General features: G+C 41.0%; 20 protein-coding genes and 1 pseudogene. 16 read left to right on the forward strand and 5 right to left on the reverse strand.

The window, feature by feature from the left end; translation table 11 throughout:
• The 8 genes and pseudogenes from BLQ82_RS25375 to BLQ82_RS25410 all read left to right on the forward strand — a co-directional run bounded on the left by BLQ82_RS25375 (position 1) and on the right by BLQ82_RS25410 (position 8,508).
• On the forward strand, positions 1-342 hold the full coding sequence (locus BLQ82_RS25375; RefSeq protein ID WP_143013547.1) for a hypothetical protein: 342 nt from the start codon (positions 1-3) through the stop codon (positions 340-342).
• 204 nt (positions 343-546) lie between these two features.
• On the forward strand, positions 547-1,119 hold the full coding sequence (locus tag BLQ82_RS25380) for a DinB family protein (RefSeq protein ID WP_062524236.1): 573 nt from the start codon (positions 547-549) through the stop codon (positions 1,117-1,119).
• A gap of 216 nt (positions 1,120-1,335) precedes the next feature.
• Complete coding sequence (locus BLQ82_RS25385) at positions 1,336-1,665, forward strand: MazG-like family protein (RefSeq protein ID WP_060862720.1); 330 nt, start codon at positions 1,336-1,338, stop codon at positions 1,663-1,665.
• 19 nt (positions 1,666-1,684) lie between these two features.
• Entirely contained in the window at positions 1,685-3,577 is a 1,893-nt protein-coding gene (locus BLQ82_RS25390) for a DUF2075 domain-containing protein (RefSeq protein WP_062524238.1), read from the forward strand.
• Between the two features lie 191 nt (positions 3,578-3,768).
• Positions 3,769-4,127: pseudogene (locus BLQ82_RS25395) on the forward strand (SF0329 family protein); the annotation flags it as partial.
• Between the two features lie 432 nt (positions 4,128-4,559).
• Positions 4,560-6,278 carry an ATP-dependent nuclease gene (locus BLQ82_RS25400; RefSeq protein WP_062524241.1) on the forward strand — a complete coding sequence of 573 codons (1,719 nt, stop codon included), beginning with the start codon at positions 4,560-4,562 and terminating at the stop codon, positions 6,276-6,278.
• A gap of 131 nt (positions 6,279-6,409) precedes the next feature.
• Positions 6,410-6,625 carry an HNH endonuclease gene (locus tag BLQ82_RS33260; RefSeq protein WP_425281128.1) on the forward strand — a complete coding sequence of 72 codons (216 nt, stop codon included), beginning with the start codon at positions 6,410-6,412 and terminating at the stop codon, positions 6,623-6,625.
• 161 nt (positions 6,626-6,786) lie between these two features.
• Positions 6,787-8,508 carry a hypothetical protein gene (locus BLQ82_RS25410; protein ID WP_062524243.1) on the forward strand — a complete coding sequence of 574 codons (1,722 nt, stop codon included), beginning with the start codon at positions 6,787-6,789 and terminating at the stop codon, positions 8,506-8,508.
• A 52-nt stretch (positions 8,509-8,560) separates the two neighbouring features.
• Here BLQ82_RS25410 and BLQ82_RS33005 read toward each other — a convergent pair whose 3' ends face one another.
• A complete protein-coding gene (locus BLQ82_RS33005) occupies positions 8,561-8,956 on the reverse strand; it encodes a tyrosine-type recombinase/integrase (RefSeq protein ID WP_062524245.1) in 396 nt (131 codons plus the stop codon).
• 959 nt (positions 8,957-9,915) lie between these two features.
• Between BLQ82_RS33005 and BLQ82_RS25425 the strand changes: the two genes are divergently transcribed.
• Entirely contained in the window at positions 9,916-10,803 is an 888-nt protein-coding gene (locus BLQ82_RS25425; RefSeq protein WP_074648631.1) for a DNA cytosine methyltransferase, read from the forward strand.
• Positions 10,804-10,842: 39 nt separating this feature from the next.
• Here the strand turns inward: BLQ82_RS25425 and BLQ82_RS25430 are convergent, their stop codons facing one another.
• Positions 10,843-11,799 carry a hypothetical protein gene (locus BLQ82_RS25430; protein WP_062524249.1) on the reverse strand — a complete coding sequence of 319 codons (957 nt, stop codon included), beginning with the start codon at positions 11,797-11,799 and terminating at the stop codon, positions 10,843-10,845.
• 109 nt (positions 11,800-11,908) lie between these two features.
• On the opposite strand from BLQ82_RS25430, the gene BLQ82_RS25435 reads away from it, so the two are divergent.
• Positions 11,909-12,340, forward strand: a complete 432-nt coding sequence (locus tag BLQ82_RS25435) for a very short patch repair endonuclease (RefSeq protein WP_062524251.1) — start codon at positions 11,909-11,911, stop codon at positions 12,338-12,340.
• 505 nt (positions 12,341-12,845) lie between these two features.
• Here BLQ82_RS25435 and BLQ82_RS25440 read toward each other — a convergent pair.
• Positions 12,846-13,094: a helix-turn-helix domain-containing protein gene (locus tag BLQ82_RS25440; protein WP_062524254.1), complete on the reverse strand. Its 249-nt coding sequence runs from the start codon at positions 13,092-13,094 to the stop codon at positions 12,846-12,848.
• Positions 13,095-13,246: 152 nt separating this feature from the next.
• Here BLQ82_RS25440 and BLQ82_RS25445 point away from each other — a divergent pair, with 152 nt between their 5' ends.
• The 3 genes from BLQ82_RS25445 (at position 13,247) to BLQ82_RS25455 (ending at position 16,573) form a co-directional block, all read left to right on the forward strand.
• Positions 13,247-13,744, forward strand: a complete 498-nt coding sequence (locus tag BLQ82_RS25445) for a hypothetical protein (RefSeq protein ID WP_062524256.1) — start codon at positions 13,247-13,249, stop codon at positions 13,742-13,744.
• Positions 13,745-14,371: 627 nt separating this feature from the next.
• The gene (locus BLQ82_RS25450; protein WP_062524258.1) at positions 14,372-15,532 is read left to right on the forward strand and encodes a cobalamin-independent methionine synthase II family protein; all 1,161 of its coding nucleotides are present in this window, start codon (positions 14,372-14,374) and stop codon (positions 15,530-15,532) included.
• A 324-nt stretch (positions 15,533-15,856) separates the two neighbouring features.
• Positions 15,857-16,573 (forward strand): HNH endonuclease, encoded by a 717-nt coding sequence (locus tag BLQ82_RS25455; protein ID WP_062524260.1) that lies wholly within the window; start codon positions 15,857-15,859, stop codon positions 16,571-16,573.
• A gap of 303 nt (positions 16,574-16,876) precedes the next feature.
• Here BLQ82_RS25455 and BLQ82_RS25460 read toward each other — a convergent pair whose 3' ends face one another.
• Both BLQ82_RS25460 and BLQ82_RS25465 read right to left on the reverse strand, forming a co-directional pair.
• Positions 16,877-17,284, reverse strand: a complete 408-nt coding sequence (locus tag BLQ82_RS25460; RefSeq protein WP_157243822.1) for a hypothetical protein — start codon at positions 17,282-17,284, stop codon at positions 16,877-16,879.
• A gap of 444 nt (positions 17,285-17,728) precedes the next feature.
• Entirely contained in the window at positions 17,729-17,953 is a 225-nt protein-coding gene (locus BLQ82_RS25465; RefSeq protein ID WP_062524266.1) for a hypothetical protein, read from the reverse strand.
• Positions 17,954-18,363: 410 nt separating this feature from the next.
• Between BLQ82_RS25465 and BLQ82_RS25470 the strand changes: the two genes are divergently transcribed.
• The 3 genes from BLQ82_RS25470 (at position 18,364) to BLQ82_RS25480 (ending at position 22,625) form a co-directional block, all read left to right on the forward strand.
• Positions 18,364-20,370, forward strand: a complete 2,007-nt coding sequence (locus tag BLQ82_RS25470) for a serine hydrolase domain-containing protein (RefSeq protein WP_062524268.1) — start codon at positions 18,364-18,366, stop codon at positions 20,368-20,370.
• Positions 20,371-20,526: 156 nt separating this feature from the next.
• A complete protein-coding gene (locus BLQ82_RS25475; protein ID WP_062524270.1) occupies positions 20,527-21,135 on the forward strand; it encodes a TetR/AcrR family transcriptional regulator in 609 nt (202 codons plus the stop codon).
• A gap of 167 nt (positions 21,136-21,302) precedes the next feature.
• Positions 21,303-22,625: a metal-dependent hydrolase family protein gene (locus BLQ82_RS25480; RefSeq protein WP_062524272.1), complete on the forward strand. Its 1,323-nt coding sequence runs from the start codon at positions 21,303-21,305 to the stop codon at positions 22,623-22,625.
• The last annotated feature ends 212 nt before the right edge of the window (positions 22,626-22,837 follow it).

Genomic DNA, 22,837 nt, shown 5'->3' on the forward strand with positions numbered 1-22,837 from the left:
ATGGCATTAGAACATGAATATTATCTCATTCCTATTACAATTGATGTGGAACGCTTTTGGATGAATAGAGAAAATAATCATAAGGTCATCGATAGTATGGTAATACATGATGACATTATTATGTACATTAGTGATACATTAAAATGGATTCCAAGTAGAAATCCAGCGTTACATGAGACACCGGTGTGTGCAGGGATAAACTATCATGGCGTGACTCTTTTTGAAAAGAAATCTGCGGGTACCTTAAAAAGCATATTTTCCTCTTGGAGAAACTTATTACTAAACTCACCGCTAGTGTTAGAACTTACTGGGGAATTTGTTGTGGTTGAGGGAGGGGGATAATCGGGTCATTATGAAAAGTTAGTTTACGATCGGGATGAACTCATTAAGCAATTTGAAAAGATGATTTCATTTGCTGATAGGTTGGCTGAAGGTGGATTTTATTTATACCATTGTGGGATATAGAGCTTTGCTTTCTGTTGTGTTTCTGAGCTTACATAATAAAAGGTACGGCAATTCATAGATAACTCGAAAGCTGGTGAAAACATGAATGTAAATCAAGCGATTAACGTTATAGATGAGGAATTATCTCAGACATTAAGTGACTATCAAAACTGGTTTACTTTAAATTCCGAAGTACTATCCTTTAAACCTCAGGTCGGATGGAGTATTGAACAAATATTAGAGCATGTAACATTAACAAATCACTTTTTATTAATTTTAATTAGAAAAGGGAAGCGAAAAGCAATTGAACTATCAAAAAAGAAAGACTTGAATACAATAATAGAATCAAACCAAATTAATTTACAAGAACTTGAAGCAATAGCTATACATAAGTCTTTTGATTGGATCAGACCAGAGCATATGGAGCCTAAGGGAGAAACAGAAATAGGACAAATAAGAACATTACTAGATAATCAAATTAACGAATGCAAAGAGCTTTTGAAAGAGATGAAAAACGGAGAAGGAATACTTTATAAAACTACAATGACGGTAAACAACTTAGGCAAAATTGATGTTTATCAATATATCTATTTTCTATGTCAACATGCCAAACGCCACATTATGCAAATGCAAAAAGCAATGGATGAGTATAGCAAATTAAGTGAGGCAGAGTAACATTATATTCTGGCATTGGGCATGTGATCCTCGGTCAGAGAGAAGCGGTATTGTTCATAATACGTTTGCTTTCGGGCTGAGCAGCTTCTGATTAACAGGAGTCCTTTTCTGTGTAATTTTAGGAATTTCGTGGATTTACATTGAGGATTGGGCTATCATTATTTTGTGCAGAGCAAGTGTTAGAGATTGAATTTGAGCAACATGACGGAGGTATAAATGGACGAACTAATCGAGAAAATTATTCAATTCCGTGACGAAAGGGACTGGAAGCAATTCCACGATCCCAAAGATCTGGCTCTCTCTATCTCGTTGGAGTCAAGCGAACTGCTGGAACTCTTCCAATGGAAGAACAGCCAGCAAGCCATAGAGCAACATTATTCAGACATGCAGGATGAAATCGCTGATATTCTCATCTACACGCTAACGCTCGTTCATGATTTAAATATTGACGTAAAGGACGCTATCCTTCAGAAAATAAACAAAAACGCGGAGAAATATCCGGTATCCAGTTCTAAGGGAAGTTCACAAAAAAGTACGCGGCAGTGAACGAATAGGGGAGAGTTCCATGATTATCTATGAATCGACCAAACAACAATTTATGAATGATGTGACCGAAGACAGCATTGCGGTAAAGATTCATAACCAGTATGTCCAAAAAATCGGCAGGGCTGCCATGGGCGAAATCAACGCATGGAACAATTCCATGAACTATCTTTATAAAGTATTAAACACATCGACCATTCCAGATGACGTAGGAATCGCGATAGAATATAGAATTCCAGCGACCCCGAGAAGAGTCGACTTCATGATTACGGGCCTGAACGAACAAGATCAATACTCTGTCGTCATCATTGAGCTTAAGCAGTGGACAGAAGTGGAGACGGTTGAGGATGCAGATGGTCTCGTTAAAACTGTCTATAACAGAACAAAGACAAACACACAGCATCCTTCGAAGCAGGCATGGTCCTATGCAAGGCTAATTCATGATTACAACGAGAGCGTACAGAACGAAGCGGTCCAACTATACCCGTGCGCTTATTTGCATAACTATATACAGAAAGATAACGATCCTCTATTGCATCCAGTCTATAATCCGTACATTGAGGAAGCGCCGATCTTCTCCAAGGGAGATGCACTGAAGCTAAGAGGGTTTATTACTACCTATATTAAAAAGACCGATAGAACCAAATCGCTGTACCTTATTGAGCATGGCAAAATTAAACCCTCCAAATCGCTGCAGGATTCACTCCTCAGTATGCTCCAGGGAAATCAGGAATTCATTATGATCGACGATCAGGATGTTGCTTATCAAGAAGCTTTAAGATTAGCGAAACAGGCCCAGTCGGGAAAAAAGCAAGTTCTGATTGTCGAAGGCGGACCAGGGACAGGGAAGTCGGTTCTCGGAATTAATCTTCTGGTAGAGCTTACGGCACGAGAACTAGTCTGCCAATATGTAACTAAGAATAGCGCGCCGCGTGCCGTGTACATGAAAAAGCTTCAGCAAAACGTGAAGAAATCGGTCATTGATAACTTGTTTAAGGGATCAGGTGTGTACTATGAAGCATTGCCCAATGAATTCGATTGCTTGATTGTTGACGAGGCGCATCGCTTAAATGAAAAGTCGGGTCTCTTCAAAAATAAAGGAATTAATCAAACCATGGAGATCATCCGCGCTGCCCGGTTTTCTGTATTTTTTATCGATGAATATCAGAAGATCGCGATGCACGATGTGGGCAGCAAAGAGCAGATTAGACATTATGCGAAGCAAATGGATGCGGATATTACGGAACTGACATTGGCTTCTCAATTCCGTTGCAATGGCTCTGATGGATATTTGGCATGGCTCGATGACGTCCTGGGTATTCGTGAAACGGCTAACGCAGATGGTTTCGATTTCGATTATGACATTCGACTCTATGATGACCCGAATGAATTACGGGACGAAATTTTCAGCAAGAATCAGATCAATAATAAGGCAAGAATGCTTGCCGGATACTGCTGGGATTGGAAGACGGATGGAAAGAACAATCCTGGCGTTCATGATATCCAATTAGACCGCTACCAATTCTTCATGAGCTGGAACTTGAACAATACGACGACCTGGGCAATCGACCCTGAATCCATCGAACAAGTGGGCTGCATACATACCTCACAGGGACTAGAATTTGACTATGTCGGAGTCATCATTGGCGAAGATATGCGTTTTGAGAATAACCGTATCATCACCGATCCGTTCAAACGTGCAAAAACGGATAAATCTCTGTCAGGCTTCAAGACCTTGTATAAGAAAGATAAGGACGAGGCGCTCCGAATGGCCGATCAAATTATACGAAACACCTACAGGACGTTAATGACCCGGGGAACGAAGGGATGCTATATCTACTGTGTTGATCCTCATTTGAAGGCTTACTTGCAGAGGAGGTTGGCTATCCAAAGTTCGGCGGTAATTTCGGGATAAGGCCAATTGAGGGCGATGGAGAGTTATATCATTGATTGAAAAGATTGAGGATCGGGTGAATGGAGCGGGGGCAAGCCCTGAGCCAGAAGCCGTTCCTCTTTTTGTATAATGGAGGGGATAACATGTCCTGGAGCAAATTGAAGCAACAACTGGAGGGCTTTCTAAGTCCTGCGTTTGGAAATCAAGAATGTCCGGATATCCAGATTCCTATCAGCAATGACGACATTGAAACGGTCAGAAAAGCTGCCAGGGGAACGTGCCGGAGGATCGCCTAATCGTCATGACCAGAAGCCAAAAAAATTCCGAACATGCCAAAGAGCTAATGTCAGCACAGGCTGCATTAAGCAAATCGAATTCTATCGTGATGGCTAATAAGTTTTTAACTACACCTGTAGAGGAGAGCTTAGAGAGTAATGATATTGTATTGAATATTCTGGCTCTGGTGGACAGGAGGGTTGGGAAAAAGCGGATTTTAGGAATGTCGGAGACGATGAGTTTGAAGCATCCAGTGGTGCGGTGTTTTTATGAATTGCGGCGTGGGACGTTGTGAAATGAATGAATTTAACCTGTGAATGATCATAGGTGGGCAAGGAGGTGCCCGGTAAATGGACAGGGTAGTGATAATTAAGACTTATTCTTACCTAGCGAATAGTTGTAATTATTAAACTGAAAACCCAATTCGATTTAGGTTGTCGGCTTTTCATTTGTTGGGGGGACTGTTAAGGCGGGAGGACAATTAAATCGGGGATGTATTGGCGGGATTTGTAATAAGGCCCGGAGAGCTCCTCTTTTTTGTTAATAACGGAAGTTAGTTTCAATGCTTTGTCTAATGGAAAGAAGTTACAATAAAATTGCGTACTAATGTTGTTAAGTAAAATCCTCTCAGGAACTGGCTCTAAGTTGGTTCTTTAATATTTATTGTCATATAATAAACAGTAGGTATATGGTAGAATTTAACTATGTTAATTAGGGGGGAGAACCAATGAGATTGACTAATTTTAGTGTAACAAATTATAAGGTCTTTAAGGAGGAGTATACAATCGACTTTTCTAAGGATTCAATCGCTATTTTAACTGGAAGAAATAATACAGGTAAATCAACTATATTAGAAGCTATCAACTGTTTTTTTCAAAAAGAGACAAAAGCGAAGACTATCCCAAACGACTGTTTTTCTGAACGAAGGAAGAATATTGTCCTAAAAGCGGTTTTTGAATCTGGTGAAGATAAAGTCACTATTGTGAAGAAATATAAAGAAGAGTCTGCACCTAGTTTTTATGATGAAAATGATGCTGAAATTAAAGGTACCCACGAATCGAAAGATAAATTGGAAGAGGTGTTAAACAATAAACCATTTTACATAACTCCCTCTATGTTACCTGATGACATTAATGACTTAATTCAGAATATTTATTCAGAAATAATCAAAAATGATTTACAAAAGCTTGAAGATTTTAATGGAGACCCTGAAGAAGAGAAAGAAATGTTTCAATTAGCACAGGAATACTCTCAAATCAAAAAGTCATATCCTGAGTTTCTAAGAAGGATTAAATTAAACACGGATAAAATACTTGAACAAGTAAGTAACGATGTTTCCGATAACTTGCGAGTTCTATTTTCTAATGAGCATTTATCTTTGAATGTTGTAGGTGGCGAGAGTGAAGGGTTTTCATCTACGGATATATTAAAGTCTACAAATTCAAATGTTCATATTGACAGTAATATATCAACAAAAATGTCTTTAGCAAATCAAGGTACTGGTCTACAACGAATGAGTTTAATATATCTCATTCAAAATATGATTGAAAAAAAGCTCTTAGATGAAAATGAAAATAAATTGTTACTCATAGATGAACCAGAAGCTTTCTTGCATCCAGAGGCAGTCCGAGCGTTAAGTCGTTCACTTTATAAAATTGGGCAGAAAATGCCACTGATGATTTCGACTCATTCGCCAATACTGATAGATTTATCTGAGAGACATACCTCTATTCAGGTTTTTCGTGTTGGAGAAAAAGAAGCGATTCAACTATACAAATCTGTTAGTGAGCAGTTTGATGAGGATGATATTCAAAATATGAAAATTTTAAACTATGTTGACTCATATGTTAATGAATTCTTCTTTGCGGATAAAGTAGTAATTGTTGAAGGAGACACTGAGTATATTGCTTTTAAACACCTTGCTAAGCAAAGACATAACAATATACATATTATTCGTGCTAGGGGAAAAGCCACAATTGCAACCCTGATGAAAATTCTTAACCAGTTTAGCTCTAGTTACGATGTTCTACACGATGTAGATAATCATATTAAGTATTCCTCTTCTACATTAAAAGCCCAGTTTACAAATTGTAAAAAAATTCTAGAATTAAAAATTAACGATGACATTAGAGTGTTCTGCTCGATATCAAACTTTGAGAATGCAATTAATATCGGAGATGTTGAAAATGATAAAAAAACTCAAACCATCTACCAAATATTACATGAAACCTCTGGTACAGGTGATTTTGCTAAAGCTAGAAAGTTAGTGGAAAATTTATTTGAAAATATAATAAATCGTGGTGAAGATAAATCTTTGGATGGTGAATTTCGTAGTATAAATAGTGAAAAAGATTATGATGATTTATTTGTTGATTTGATTCAGCAAAAAACTAATGAGGAAATGGAAGAAAAGAAGAAAAAGCAAGAGAAAATACTCACTGTTTGAATTGGTGAGTATATTAATGTTTGTTCAACGTTATGATTAAAAGTTGGAGCTTAACGGTTACTAATTTACGCATTCAAAATGGGGGGATAATAAAATGAGTGGTATAAAAAGTAGTCTACTTGATCTTCAAAATGGAAGCGAATTGCGGAAAACTACTAAGTAATCTTGAAGTGACAACAATCGAACATATTCTGCCTAAGGCTGCGGGCGGAAGTAACAGTATTGAAAATCTAGTATTAACATGTCGAGAATGCAACTATCTCTTAAGTAATAATATTAAAGGCTTCGAATTATATATATTCTATACACTCAACACTTGTGGAGGGTGCGGCGGTATTAGTCCTTGAATAGTAAGATTTTTCTCGTAAGTACGACCGTGATTGACAACGATATGATAACCACGGATGTATCTTTACACTAGTATTAAATTGAGGGCAAACAAAATCGAAAGTGCAAGCGATCAAGTAGAAAAGGAGTCTGACATTAATGGGGGAATCAATACATATTCTTGCTGTTTAAACCAAAGCAAAGTGATGAAGAGCTGTTAGAGAACATTATTAACAAACTACAGACTGAAGTGAATTTGACTGTAAATGAGAAGAAAACAAATATGGATCCGCAATTACATGTATATGATAAGACTGTAACTTTATCAGCGACGTTTGATTATAATCATAATCAGTTTTCAATCAATATGGATAAACGAACATTTACTGATGAGAATGTCATTGTTGATTTTACATTAGAAACTTCAATCGAATCGACTTCATTGCAAGATGATATTTACAATTTAAAGGTCAGAAGTAAGAACGTACTCAACTCAATGTTCAAAGGCGTGTATTGGCAAAAAGATACTCAGAATGAGAAGGTATGTTCAGAATTATACTCGTTAATACATATACTAGAGAACCGATTTAGAGAATTGATTGTCCAATTTTTGGTAAATAAGTATGGGTTTGATTGGACAAAAAGAATTAGTGAGGAATTATCGCAGAAGATTGACGGCTTTTCAGGCTGGTATCGTAGAAAATACGAAGATTTTAAAAGCGTTAAAACGGAGCTTTTTAATCTTCAAATTGATGATTTAATGACATTATTAAAGTCAGCCTATGATATACAACCCGTCTCTAAAGAGGAGTTCATAAATAATGTAACTTCTGTTGACATTGATACTAATACAGTTAATTTACTAATTGAAGAATATAAAGCCAGCTCTCAAGATAAAGATATTTGGAATAAATATTTTGTTGAAATATTAGGGGAGCAATTTCCAGGATATTGGGAGTTTCTGAAGAATTCAAGAAACATGGTAGCACATAACAAGCCCGTCTGTAACCAGTTATATAATGATACGAAAGACATGATAGCAGAAGTTAATTCTGTATTCGATGGAGTAGAAGAAAAATATAAAGAAATGTTTAAGACATATGAAGAGATTGAGGTTGAACAATTATGGCTTGAAATCGAAAATGAGATGGCTGATGAACACCAATTAGAGTATGATGAAATATATTTCTCGGAAGCTGGTATTGAGATTACACCATCGGAAGAGGATGTTATTCAACAGATAACAGAAAGTGAAGATTATTATAATATCATCTCAGTAACGGAAGAGTATATAAGTGAATTCAAAGCGTACATCGATGAAATAAGAGAGATGATTGAAGAGGGGGAAGAAAGGTTCAATTCATTCAAGCAAGAAGAGCAAAGAGGTGTAATAATCGCTTTAGAAAGGATAGTTTATTCAGGAATATTAGGAACCGAGAGCTCATGGGATGATGATATTCTAATGAATTCAGACGAGCAATTAAAAGATTGTTGGGATGAGATGATGACGGATCTTGAAAACTACTTGGAAGATTTGTATTCAAAAATAGAGGATAGTATTGTTACAGAAGTTTTCGAACCTAATAGGAGGTTAATTACACTTTATGGTCAAAGCTCAAAGCTTGAGTTGACTTCAGTTGGAGACATCTTCCCAGAAAGAGGCTCTTTAGACGAAATTAGTATAGAATTGTTTGTTGATGGTGTTAAAGAAGCAGTTGGTTGGATTTCTAAGAGTTACGGCGACTATATTATTGAGGACACTGGTGCGGCAATCGCCACAAATGGTGATGATCTGTGGATTAACCTGGATGAAGTCATTATTGAGTTTGAAACATATATAGAAAATAGCATTAAGGAAATCTCCGATTTAAGGGATGCCATTGATGAAGAACTTGATAAATAAATTATTCTAAGATCCGAGTCCATTTCAGATCTTTTTTATGTAATTGAAAGACCTACTGGACTTTCCAGAAAACAATAATGCCCTTGTATGAACTTTTCAAACCGAAGAGAAGATCCTTCAGCATATTTGATGTTACTTGACTGTAGATATCCATTGTCATTTTAGTATTTGAATGTCCAAGACGTTTGGCAACAACTTTTGGATGCTCGCCTATTTTTAGTAACAATGTTGCATGTACATGTCTGAGATCATGGAATCGAATTCTGTCCCAATTCAATTTCTTAATCAAATTGCCGTAGCTACCACTTAGTGAACGAGGATGAAGTGGTTTCCCAATATCATTCACTATTACCAGATCAATATCTTCATTATAATTTTTATTTTGAATTACTTTGTAATTACGCAATTCTTCAACTACGTATTTCTTGAGTTTTACTTGATATCTCACTTATGTGAAATAAGTGGAGTGTTGCTCACTGTTAGTGCGAAATGAGAATTGAATCGGAGAAATATTGGGCATAATGATAAAGAGGGGCGGCGTTCCGAGCCCCTTTTTTTAATATTTATTGCAATATATTTAGTTTAAGTCCTTTTGTAGGAAAGAAGCCTCAAATAAGCGTCTTATTCATAGAGCCGTTAGTTTCTAAACTGAAGGTTTGTAGCCTTGCGAGAAATTCCTTTTGCTTAATTTGCCTGGCCTTTCGAAGTGTAACAACTCGGGTCCCAATGATATTTTGTCACCCGGAGGCTCCTTTCGATGTTTCACTCCAAATCCCTCTCATTTTAAGTTAAATTGTATGTGAGAAAGGTATTGTTTTAATGCGACAATCGGATTAAAATATAATAAACCGATTATCGCATTAAAAGTACTTATTGTTTTCCGGAATTTTACAATAAGGAGATGATTGGAGGTAACGAAGGACGTTGCACGAATTTGAGGAAGAAAGAAATAAGCTGAACTAACTTGGTCAGAAGTCGCTTGAGCAGAGCAATTCACTAGGAAAAATGAAAAATTTTAAACGTAGAGCCATAATGAAGACCAACTTATATTCTAAATTTACCAAGAAAAGATGGGATATAGGAATAGTTTTGTTTGTACTTTTATATAGGGGGGAACAAGGGGAGGTCCAGCGTGTTTTAAAGCACTATAAAATCGGAAGACAGGGTGATTCTTATCGAAAAATGGAAATGTAAAAGTGGAGTATAAGGTGACTAACCCGAAAAATGGAGGATGAATTTTGATTAATAGATGAAAGGATAAGAATTACCTTCAACTGTTATAACTCGACAAATTCTTCTGGCCATGGTCATATTCATATGCTATAATAATTCTAATCTTCAAAGCAGGATTTTTTATTTCTTTGTAGAATAAAGAACATACGTTCTCTATTTGAAAGGTTGATAGATATGTTAAAAGTAGCTTCGTTCTTCAGTGGTATAGGCGGATTTGACTTGGGTCTTGAACGTGCAGGAATGGAAGTTGTTTTTCAATGCGAGTGGAACGCTTTTGCACAAAAAGTTCTACGCAAGCATTGGCCAAATGTTAAATTAATAGGAGACATAAAAGATGTCACAATCGATGAAGTACCTCAAGCAGAAGTCTGGTGTGGCGGATTCCCCTGCCAAGACGTATCCCTTGCCAATCAAGGGAAAAGAAAAGGTCTCGAAGGAGACCGAAGCGGACATTTTTATAAATACGCCGAACTCATCGAGCAAGGAAGACCTGATTGGGTTATTGTCGAGAATGTTCCCGGATTACTTAACAGTAATAAAGGAGATGATTTCAAAGTCGTCATCGGAACAATGGCTGAACTCGGGTATGGTGTGGCGTGGAGAGTACTGGATGCAAAATACTTTGGAACACCCCAACGACGTAGAAGAGTCTACATTGTCGCAAGTCGTGGAAGCCAACGCGCCTCTGAAGTACTTTTTGAACAGGGCGCAATTACTATCGCTTCTAGACAGGGCTTGGGAAAGAAAGAAGCCTCTGCCTCCAGATTTAGCGAGAGCAATCTGTCTTCAACTCTCTACGCTATACAGCATGCCGGAATTGGAAGAAAGGCTTCTGCAGGACCCCAAGCAAAAGGATATCGAAATGATGGAGAAACCTATACACTTGACTCCAGAGGCAGCTCAGACGCTGTCTGTAAGACGGATGCTCCCTTCGGAATACGAGAGACTACAGGGATTTCCAGTGGGGTGGACGCAAATAGATTCAGAACTTTAGGAAATGCTGTGGCTGTGCCTGTTATTGAATGGATCGGGAGAAGGTTAATAACTGTCGCACAGAATTAACTAAAACAAAGACCAAGCTTTAAAAGCCTGGTCTTTGTTTTAGTTTCCTTCTCTAGGAATGTTAACTACTGTTCCATCTAGGCGATCAAATTCACCTGCAAAAGTTTCTGGACTTGGTTCCCCTTGATTAATAAGAGCATGCACAAAAGTATGATAATTAGTGAAGAGTCTCCTGCCTATCTTCAATGGAAGAGGGCCTGGCACAATAGTCTTATTATGATCTTCACATATCTCTAAGAATGCTAGAGTCCAGTTGTGTTCTTTCAAAGGTGGTAAGATTGCTTTATTTTCAATTTTCCTCCAAATATAATCGTAAAGTAGTTCTCCGACACAGAAAATGATACCGTATCCTTTCCATGTCATCATAGCAACATTACCCTTAACTATGAATTGTTCCTGTTGACGTCGCCAAGCGTTTGTTTCAATAGTTCCAACATTCTTAATCTCTTCTCTTAACATCTCATTGGTTCTGTGTGGATCAGAAGCCCAAAGGGCTAAATGATTTGAAATAAGCCCCGTGTTGGAAGTTTCTCCACCACCTTGCATTTCTAAAACCACTCTATCAGGCCCAGGTAACTTTGTTTTTCCATTATGAAGAGTCATTACAAAATCAGCGCTGTAATTATTCAGGTCATTAGCCTTTATGGAAACTTCTCTTTTTACCGCAACATCACTATAGTTAAGAGTGTCTGAAAATGATGCTCTTGCAATGTTTAGTAGCACTTCTTTTTGATATGCTGAGAGAGGCAATTTCAATTTCTTATTTTTGTTTTTAGGGTAAGCAGGATCTGGTATAGTTTTTTTAGAACTGCATAATCTATTTTCACAAACTATCCATAGTTTTCCTTTATTTCTTATAGAGCATACTGGGACTTTTTTATGGCAGAGCTTACCCTCCATAAAAGGACATAATTCATTTTGGCCTGCCGGTTCAATCTTAATAAGGTCTATATCTGTTCTTTGACCTAAATATTCTGCAACAGTTACGCCTGCCATACCTCATCACCTTTTCTATTAAGTTCCATTTTTCATTATAGCAAATTTCTTTTAATATTATAGAATAATATTAATAATTCGATAGCTTAATTATTTGAGGGGTGAAGAAATGGTTGACACAGTCTCACGTGAAACTAGAAGTAAGATGATGAAATCGATACGTTCTGTGTCCAAATTAGAATCCATGGTAAGCAAAGATTTATGGCAAAGAGGATTACGGTTCAGAAGGAATACTAAAGCCCTACCCGGAAGACCCGATATCTCCATAATAAAGTATAAAATCGTTCTCTTTATAGACTCATGCTTCTGGCATTATTGCGATATACATGGTCATTATCCGAAAAGTAACATTGAGTACTGGGAGAAAAAGATAGCGAGAAATAAACAAAGAGATGCTGAAATCACTAGTTATTACATGACAAATGAATGGAACATTCTTCGAGTCTGGGAACATCAATTAAAGGAAGATTACGACCAAACTATTGAGCATATATACAAATTTATTATAAAAGCTAAAAACAGCAAAGATAGTGCTAAATGAGTGAACTAATTTAGGAAATTAAAACGTAGGAGGAGAATCCCCAAAGTTTGGCTGTCCGTCCTGTAATGGAACCTTGGGGAGAAAAGAGAAGCCAGCGGACGTGTAATCGCTGGTTAGAAAGTTTATTCACTCGCCAGGGCTTCACAAGAAGGCGGGAGCTTGATGCCATAGGAGGACTAGGGGGTGGGTTACAGCTAAAAATGTCCTGTTATCGATATCGGGCAGCACACATCTTCTTAGTCACAGACGTAAAAATTTTAATGATATGAAAAAGCCATCATTGGCAGATTTGTAAGGTGAGGAAGGGCAAGAGAGTTTTTTTCATTCGAAGAAGTTCTACTCAAAATGCTCTACCTAGCACGATGGATTTCACCTGTAAGCAGACCGAAGTATACCAACCAGGGCGGGATATTGCTTCAGTTCTCCATCTTTTGGACGTGTTGTGTATGTACTTATGCTTATTGCCAAATCACTTTCAGCAGCAGAGTTATCCTCCACTATCCCTTCACTCACTCTCCCCCAGCAATTCCCCAACAGAAACATCCAGCGCTTTCGCAATGGCAACCACCTCATAATCCTGCACGAGCCTATGTTGGCCTTCCAATCGCGATAAACTGGTTGGGCTAATGTCTAAGCCGAAGGTTTGCAACTTGGCGAGGAAATCTTTTTGTTTCATACGCTTAACTTTTCGAATGGCTACCACTCGGGTTCCAATGATATTTTTGTCACCCGGTGGCTCTTTGCGATGCTTCATTTCAGTGTCACCTCACAATATTAACCAAATTGTATGCGAGGTAAGTATTGTTTTAATGCGGATATCGAATTAAAATAAAATAAACCGATAAACGCATTAAAATTTTTATACATCGTCTACAGACATAGCTTTTCCAGAAAGGATGAGGTACAATGCAGCACCTGATGCGCAAATATGAGGAAGAAAAGTGCAGGCTGAATGAACTCGGACAGAAATCACTGGAGCAAGGAATTCCGTTAAGTAGCAACGAAGCAGTACAGGCCCAAAGTCGTAAGGTGGACGAACTCATTAATCGGATGTATCAAGAAAAAAGTGGACATGCAGGAACATTTCGTTTGGACTTCTGTCTTGGAGGGGAAATGGTGGGCTTTCCGGCATGGTTTTTGCAGGCGATGCAGAGTCGATTGGAAGAGGTATCCGCACATATTGAGCATCAATCCGAGCCTAGACAAGCTTTTGAAGAAGAGCGCAAAGCTTTTCAAGCGTTGTTTGCCTCCATGGATATTGCACGAAAGCCAGAGTTTGAGTATTGGGAGGATAAGCTTTCTTTGAAGCAATCCGTTCTTTACGAACGTCTATATCTACAAGGACTCAGGGATGGAATGCAGCTAGCTAATGCATTTGCTGCTCCTTCTGTTCTCTCGGATTAAGACGGAATCCAAGTATACGTTAACTTTATGTTGGGGCTGTCCATGCGACAGTCTTTTTTCTTGGTGTGTTTGGAAGGGATACATTCCCATTTTATAGAATAACCATTGCAAATCTAGATAATATGAGGTTCTACTATGCTGAAAACTCTATTTTCTCTCTTCACAAAATCTGATTCTAAGTTGCCACTGCGCAACGCACAAACCTCGAAGCCGAAGGTCGCTTCCACGCGAATTGGCTATGAAGTTAGATTAATTCCGGGAACCTGTTGTGAATTATCAATCCCCATTACATATTCTTACTTTATGGCCGCACTGGCTATTCCGGACACCGCCAGAGACCAATACCGCCGTCCTCATTAACATTTTGCCTGATTTACCTTTAACCATGCTTATCACGCCCCATCGTTTTTTTCTTACATGAATTAGAATAAGCAAGAGAGCTTACGATTCTCTAAGCTAAGTATTACGATTGTCTTACGAAGCCAACAGATAATTTATATCCGGGCTGCTGTACTATAACCTTTCACTATAACCAGCTATCAATTTTAAGTGTTACGTACCTCTAAGTCCTCCATGCTAGAATTTAAACACAAGAGAAAGAGATGTGTGAGAATAGGAGGACTAACCATGTGCAACAGATTTCAGATCGTAGGTAGCCTGCTGCGTCCGGCGGAGCTATTAGAATATAAACAGCAAATTGAACACCGGGATGATATCCAGTATCCGTTTTACCAGGACTTTCAGGGATATGAGCAGTGTGAGGCTGAGGCGATTCAGGCTGTAGTCGAGCAAGAAAGCGAGAATGGGCTGTCCATTCTGACAGATGGGGAATATTCCAAATCGATGTGGCATCTGGACTTTGTCTGGGGCTTCCAGGGAATTGAGCGTTATATCGCGGATCATGGATACTTCTTCAGAGATACGGACGGAGCTTCCAAATATGAGACTCGAAAAGATATCGGTCTGCGCATTATCGGTGAATTGGGTGCGAAGAACCATCATTTCCTTCATGCCTACCGCAAGCTTCAGGCTCTGGCTGGAGACCGCGAGACCAAGTTGTGCGTGCCTTCTCCGTCCCATATTTTTGGTGAGCTGTCCTGGTCGGATAACATTGGCGGAACAGAAGCGGTGTATAAGGACAGACTTGAGCTGAAGGCCGGTCTGGTTAACGCTTATAAGGATTTTGTCCAGGAATTCGCTGCGGCCGGAGGAACCATCCTGCAGTTCGACGATTGCCTATGGGAGCTGTTCGCAGACGACAACCCGAACTCTCCATATACCGGCGAGCATATCAATCAAGCGGAAGTACAGAAGCTGGCGGCAGAATTTATTGACATCAACAACACAATTATTGATTACGGTCATAGCTTGGGCCTCAAAATGTGGACGCATAATTGCCGTGGCAACTATGATTCCCGTAATATGGGCGGCGGCTCCTATGCGAAGATTGCGAATCTGTTCTTGAAGCAGCTCAAATACGACCGCTTCTTCCTGGAATGGGATGATGAACGTGCAGGCTCACTTGAGGCGCTTGCGGTGTTCAAAGATAAGCCGGAGACGGAAATTGTACTTGGATTGTTGTCTTCCAAAACAAGTACGCTTGACGATGAGGCCCGTGTAGTTAGAATGCTTGATGAAGCTTCGCAAATCATTAACAAGGATCGCTTATTGCTTTCTCACCAATGCGGTTTTGCGTCCTGTGATGGCGGCAATGAATTAACGGAAGATGAGCAGTGGGCGAAGATTAGACAAGGACAACAGATTGCGCAGCAATATTGGGGTAATTAATATTTAACTTATTAGACTGTCGAAGGTATTGTCGACAGTTTTTTTCTGTGAACAGAAATTTGTACTTAACATGCGGGATTTCGGTGACTTGTACAGCAAGTTTACACTGTATACTCAACACATGTGGAGTGCTGTTCCTGTTGGTGAGGAAGGACAAATAGTAGAGATGTATTGGCGTAGCAGAGGGATTCAAGATTCTTCTGCTTTTTCATTTGTTTTATACTTGTAATTGGTGTTAAAATTTGTAATACATATTAATAACCAACGTTGTACATACAAAACTTTTAGTAAGTACTTTTTACGAATAAAACGGAGGGGATAGAATTGCATCCAATAAATTGCGAAGGGAAATGTTTCACAAAAACTGAACTAATCCATGCCAATAAAGCAGCAATTCGTGAAAAAAGAAACCGTCAATTGAATGAAGAGTTTCTAGAAGAGTTACCTGATGAAGGGTTATTTCCAATTGCTCTTGCTTTCGATGAACATAACAGAGGGGAAATAAGGGTTCAAATCATATTTGATGAGGAAGGAACTAGAGGCTTTTTGGATTTATCAAAGAATCGATATAACTTACTACCAGTTGCTATTATTGAAGCAAATGGAATCGTAAACCTAAAATACTCTGGTAAGAGTCCGTATCCAATGGATAGGGAACATGAAGAGAAAGTAGTTAAGAAGGTGGTTAGAGACCCAAAATTCAGAAAGATAGTTTTAACAGCTTATGATAACCAGTGTGCTATGTGCTACATTAATGATACTTCACTTTTGGTAGCGGCTCATATCTTTCCTGCTCGCTTATGTGGTGACGATAGTGTGAATAATGGTATTTGCTTATGTTCAAATCATGATAAAGCATATGAACAGGGGAGTATCCTTGTTAAACCTAATGGTAAGATTGTTATTCATCGGGGGAATATCGAGGTTAACAACGAATTTATTCGTTTTCCCATGAACAAAAATGAACATCCTTCACAGGAGAGGATGAGACAGAGATTGAAACTATCTATGGAAAAACAAGGGATCGATGAACTAGAATGACAACAGGCTCGTATTTCTGAAAATTTTATATACGCATTTTACGAACATAAACTATTGAGGTAAGGTTTAAGTTTTTGACTAGGCACTGGGTGGGGGCTACATAAGCAGAAGCTTAGAAGACCACTAAAAATAAACAAAAGGGCGAGCACGATTTAGCCGCCATTCATCCTACATTTTTATAGTCATGTTCATTAGGAGTCATGATAAGACCATCAAGCATAAAGCTATCTATATCCCCTTCAATATATGTCAGGAACATAGTGAGCATGTCTGCTGTTTGTGACTTTACCGTCGCCGTTATCTTTAGCCTGTCCTTCCTATTCCTCCCCATTCACGTTTCCCGCTAGTGATACTTTTCAGTAAGCATCTCAAGCCTGTCATTTCATGTGTATCAGGTATGAAGTGGTATCCTTGCATCTTTTTGAAGTCTTCCCACTCATACTCTGTTATTGGCTTTAGTTTGGGCTTGAAGCGGAACTCAATTCTAGTCAGCGGAACAGAATCAATACTTTTCACTTCCTTCAGTTGCTTCTGCTTGTCGTACTGACATACTGTGCATTGCGAATTGACCGCTCCATAATAAAGCGTTGAGTCATATCGACTAATCTTCAAGTTAGTCGGCGGCGGCAAGAGAAAACAGTCATCATAAGGGGTAAGGAAGTCCAAAGTAATATCAAGTCTGCTTACCTTCCATCTCTCAGGCTCAATCATGTTGAATATTTCCAATGCTTCAAATGGTGGGTTAGCAGGATTGAAGGAAAGCATAGCGTTGAAATGGCGGTAAACGTATTGCCTCTTGGGCAGAAGCCACACCGCTAAGGAGTTAGGTTTACTCTGATAATAACTATAATGGAAGTAAGGGTTTTTCCTTCTAGCAGGATACAGAGACTTGAAACATGATTGATTTCCTCAACGGTTAGAGAGGTAACATGTCTTAGTTTATCTTTGCTGATTCTCATACTTCACGTTCCTTTCTTGATGCTCTCCTATTGGCAGTAGGAGAGTTTTCTTTTTGCTCGGGGGGAGGTAATACTTGGTTATCACCCCGAAAAATATTCCGTGAATTATTAGGTGTCCTCTAGGGATTGTCGTTCTAAGGTGAGCAAGAATTTTAGATATTCTTATAAGCGAAAAGTGGAGCAATCGCTCCACCTGTCAACCTCTGTATTTCAATTGTTGGAAGTCTTCAAACGAATTGCAGTTGAAGAAAGCTAGCTTGTCTGCTTCCCATATCCGAAAAGGATATTTCGAGAAGGTTCGTTCGTTTTCAGGTGTAAAGGTTTGTAACCCTCTTTCAGTAAACCTTTTGACCTGTTCAGGTGTTGTTCCAAGTAGCCGTCCTATTTGTTCAGCAGTGAAGAACCGTTTGTTACCGTTCATAGTCCATTTTCTCCTTGTAGTCGTGTAATGACGTATGGATTCATATACCTGCCGCTCCGTATATAGGCGAATAGCCGCATATCGTGAATATCACGAATGAGTTGAGCGGCAGATACATTCAGCAATTTCAGCGGCTGTGCCAACGTGACCCTTCAGTTCTCTCAGATAAAGACATGCCCTAAAAATATTTAGCAAGCAACCCCGCTTCAGAGACTATCTCTGAGGCGTTTTTTTGTCCTGTGAAGTTATGACGGGTTGTCACTCGGCTTTATGACAAGGCTTCTGTTAGGTTGGGGAGGTCCCGGTTCAACCCGAAATACATGAAAGGAGTGGGATTAACCATATTAACGGATATTTTGCTGGCGATTTTTGACACATCTATCTAGGCATTCAAAACAGGAGGCAGTGTAATGCATATTCGCACAATCGTATATCGGAAGGTTCTTCTGCCCGTATTAAGCAGTTTGCTCATAGCTTCGTTGGTCCCGCAGCAGATGGCATCTGCATCCGCCCTACAACAAACCACCGGGGCAACGGAAGCGAAGGAAGCGGAGGCTTTTGCAGACCAATTCTTCAATCAGCCGCAAATTAAGAAGCAGCTTGCAGGGGCAGCCGTTGTGTTAGTGAAGAATGATCAGGTTTTGCTTGAAAAAGGCTACGGCTACGCTGATCTCAGCAGCAAGCAGCCCATTGATCCGGAAAAGACTGTTTTCCGTGTAGCCTCCATTTCCAAATTGTTCACCGCAACAGCGGTCATGCAGCTGGCCGAGCAGGGAACTATTGATTTACATGCTGGTCTCCAAACTTATCTGGGAGACTTGAACATTGTCAACAAAACCAATAAAACGCTAACCATGGAGCATCTGTTGACCCATACCTCCGGGTTTGATTATACGGATAGCGCCGGCGGCTCAGCACAAGAGATTTCCAACAGGCAGTTCATCAAGGAAAATGTGCCTACGATTGTCCGGGAGCCCGGTGAGGCTTACCGGTACGATAACTATGCTTTTAATTTGCAGGGGTATATCGTTGAACGGATGACCGGCGTTCCGTTTACCCAGTATGTGCAGGAGCATATTTTCAAGCCGCTGGGCATGGGGAGCAGCAGTTTTAAGCTGACGCCCGGGCTGCGGAAGAATCTGGCTGTACCCTATACAGCCCAAAAAGACCCGATCCCCGAATATCCGTCCAGGCCCGCCGAGTCACCGGATGGCGGCATGTTTTCCACCGGAAGGGACATGGCCCAGTTTATGATCGCACAGTTGAATGGCGGACAGCTGGCAGGGGCCCGGATTCTGAGCGGGGATTCAGTTAAGGATATGCAGCAGATCCACCATCAGATTCATCCGCAGGTTCCTGGCACGGGCTACGGCTTTGAATCCTTTTATCAGAATAGCTACAACGGCCAGCGGGTCATTGGTAAGGGCGGGGATTTGCCGGGGTATCACTCCTGGATGTGGCTTATGCCGGAACAGAAGGTAGGCGGTTTTGTTATTTTTAACAGTGACGGCCCGGATTTGCGGGCGAAGTTTTTCAAAGCCTTTATGGATCATTATTACCCCGGGACACCAACAACGGCTTCCACTCCAGGTACATCCCAGGCGGAGCTGGGCCAGCTGACCGGGATCTATCAGGATCTGCGGCTTCCATTCTGGATTCTTCAGGTTTCCGTTACGGATGATGGCAAGTTGAAAATCAAGGACCCCTATGGGTCGCATATCCTCCGGGAAATAGCCCCCTTGTTGTTTGAAGATGAGCTTGGGAATAAGGCGGCCTTCAAGGTCAATTCCAACGGTACCCAATATGCCTTTTACAATAAGATGGATAGCTGGGCAAAAAAAGCTCCTGAACCCCATATATATTCGGATGTGGGGAACGAGCATCCTTATGCGTCATGGATTCATGAAGCCGGTCAGCTCGGTGTATTGGCTTCGGATGGGGAGAACGCTTTTCATCCGGACCAGGAAATGACCCGGGCGGAGTTTATTTCGGGGCTTATGCATTTGACGGGGGTAGCCCCATCCCAAAGCACGCCGTTAACGAGTGAACCCCAAGAGAAAAAATATTTGGGCTATGTGCAGAAAGCCATCGAGCTTGGGCTTGTGCAAGGGCGCGGACCAGAACAGAGCTTTGCTGTCACTGCGGACATTACGCGCCAGGAGGCTGCTGTTCTGATGTGGCGGGCGGCGATGATCGCCGGAGTGAATATGGCCCAATCATCCGGCATCAAGCTTGCGGGGGACACGGCGCCTTGGGCCGTGGATGCCGTGAAGTATATAGTGAATAACGGCATGTACGGGCCGGAGATTGCACTCAATTCCGCCGGAGCCTTGGACTACCGCTCAGCCGACCCCCTTTTACGGCAGGAAGCTGCCGCATTGCTGAGCCTGTTTTGCAATCGGTTGTCCTTGAAATGAAATTAAGGGCTATCCTAAGTCTTTGATAAAGACTTGGGATAGCCCATTCAATACATTCGGAGTTGGTGGTATTCTGAAAGAAATGCAGTTTGACAAATCCCTATTTCTGCATTACCCTAATAACGAATAACTCATTCACTATTAAGGAGCGCCAGCATGCAAGCGAAGAAAGACGAAGTTAAGAGGGAAATTGAATCCGCCGCTTTGAAGGTTTTTTTCCGCAAAGGCTTTGCCGATGCCAAGATGAACGATATTGCCGATGAGATCCAGATTTCGGTCGGGAATATTTATACTTATTTTAAAAACAAACAGGAATTATTCTATGCCGTGGTGCCGCCGTCATTGGTGGATTATTTGAAGAATGTGCTGGTGGAGAGCATTCGTCTGGATAACCAGACTTTTTTTGACAGAGCGGGTAGTGCCAAGCAATCGGCCATCGTTCAGGAGCAAATGAACCTGTTAACCCAGTACAGCATGCAGATCGTCATTATTTTTGAGAAAAATAAAGGGACGGTCTACAGCAATGCCAAAAACGAGCTAATTGAGCTGATGATCGAAACCAAAAAGCCTTATATAAAGGATCATTATAAAAGATATGAAATCAGCACCGAGGAAAATATGATTCTGCTGAGCATCATCGCGGGCAATGTCATCAATATGATTCTGGATTTATTGAAGCGGGAGATGGGTGCTGATAGCCGGAGACGGATTTTTGAGGCACTGAGCTTATATTGGCTGCATGGACTCACGGGCATCAATGAATAACGCCGATAGGCGTAAATAGGACTGGAGCTGGGGTGCAGCGCAGCATTAGAGGGACGATCCAGCGGATATGCACAAGTTGCATCTGCGAGAGTCCCTATTTTTTTGGGCTAATAATGAATTTGTAATTCAATATTGAATAGTGTGATTATGCGAAGGAGGAAGAAACGGTGAGGACCGGTTACGCATTTAAGAACTGCAATGTGATTTATGGAGAAGCAGGAAGAGGCGTAGATACTCATATGACGATTCTGATTCATGATGGGCGGATTCAGGAGATCGGGAAGACCAGTGATGTGGCTGTTCCGGGCCATTATCAAGCAATCGATGTAGAAGGGAAATATGTGATGCCCGGTTTGATCAATGCGCATGTTCATCTTTTTGCCGACGGTAAGCCGTTTACGCTGTCAGCCGGTGAAGGGCTGCTGGATTTTGCGTTTCATCATCTGTTGGATACGAGGCTGGGCCGGAGCGTGCTGAAGAAACGGATGAAGCGAAATGCCCTGACCGCCCTGCATTCAGGGGTAACCACTATGCGCAGCGTAGGGGAGTTCTTGTATACCGATGTGCAGTTGAGGGATGAAATTAAGGCGAATCAGTTTGTCGGGCCTAATCTGCTGGTGTCCGGTTATTTCCTGAGCGTAACGGGCGGGCATGGTGCACCTTATTTGGCTTTGGTTGGCGATTCACCATGGGAAGCAAGGAAAAATGTGAGGATCAATGTGAAAAACGGAGTGGATCTCATCAAAATCTGTGTAACCGGCGGGGTTACCGATGCCAAAACAGTCGGCGAAGCGGGCCGTCTGCAAATGACGGAGGAAGAGGTCGCCGCTATTTGTGAGGAAGCCCATAAAATCGGCATGCGTGTAGCGGCCCATGTGGAAAGCACCGAAGGGGTGAGAATTGCGCTAAAGGGCGGGGTCGATACCATTGAACACGGCGCGGAGATGGATGAGGAGATTATCAGCCTGTACCAGAATAATCCCAGGGCATTAAAAGGCCACACCGCTTTGATTCCAACGTTGCAGGCGGCATATCCCAGTGCCAAATTGGACCTGAGCCTGACGAAGGTAAGTGAGACGGTTAAGGAAAATTCCCGGCGGGTGTATGACTCCATGCTGAAAGGGGTGCGGCAGGCCGTAGAGCATGGTATCCAGATTGGCGTTGGTACGGATGCCGCGATGCCCTATGTCACCCATTATGATCTGTGGCGGGAGCTGGACCATTTCATGAGACAAACGAAGCTGAACTCGCGCCGGATCATTGAGCAGGTGACGAAAGCTAATGCAGAAATTCTAGGGATTGATCACCTGACGGGGAGCATTGATATCGGCAAGCAGGCGGATTTAATCGTGCTGGAGCAGAACCCGCTGGACAATATACAAGCTTTGGCGGACGCAGCTATGGTTATGGTTAGAGGAAACCTTATACAGACACCAGCGGTGACCCGGATTCAGGCAGTGGACGAGCTGCTTGATTTGGTGTGGGAATAGGACCGCTGCCTTTGAGCAGGGCGGCCTATTTCTTTTTGTTTACAAAATATTCAGCCTATCTCAAATCCCGTACTCTTCAAAAATAGCTCCATATTTTTTCTTAAATATCGCCCATCGCTTTTCGGCCCCGTAGCCGATTTGAGCATCGCTTCTGCTCTCTACCCCATGCTTAACCGCAACAAGTTCCGGTTATTTGGGTAAAAATGTATTAG

It is taken from the genome of Paenibacillus jilunlii (genome assembly GCF_900102965.1).
GTDB lineage: Bacteria > Bacillota > Bacilli > Paenibacillales > Paenibacillaceae > Paenibacillus_AQ > Paenibacillus_AQ jilunlii.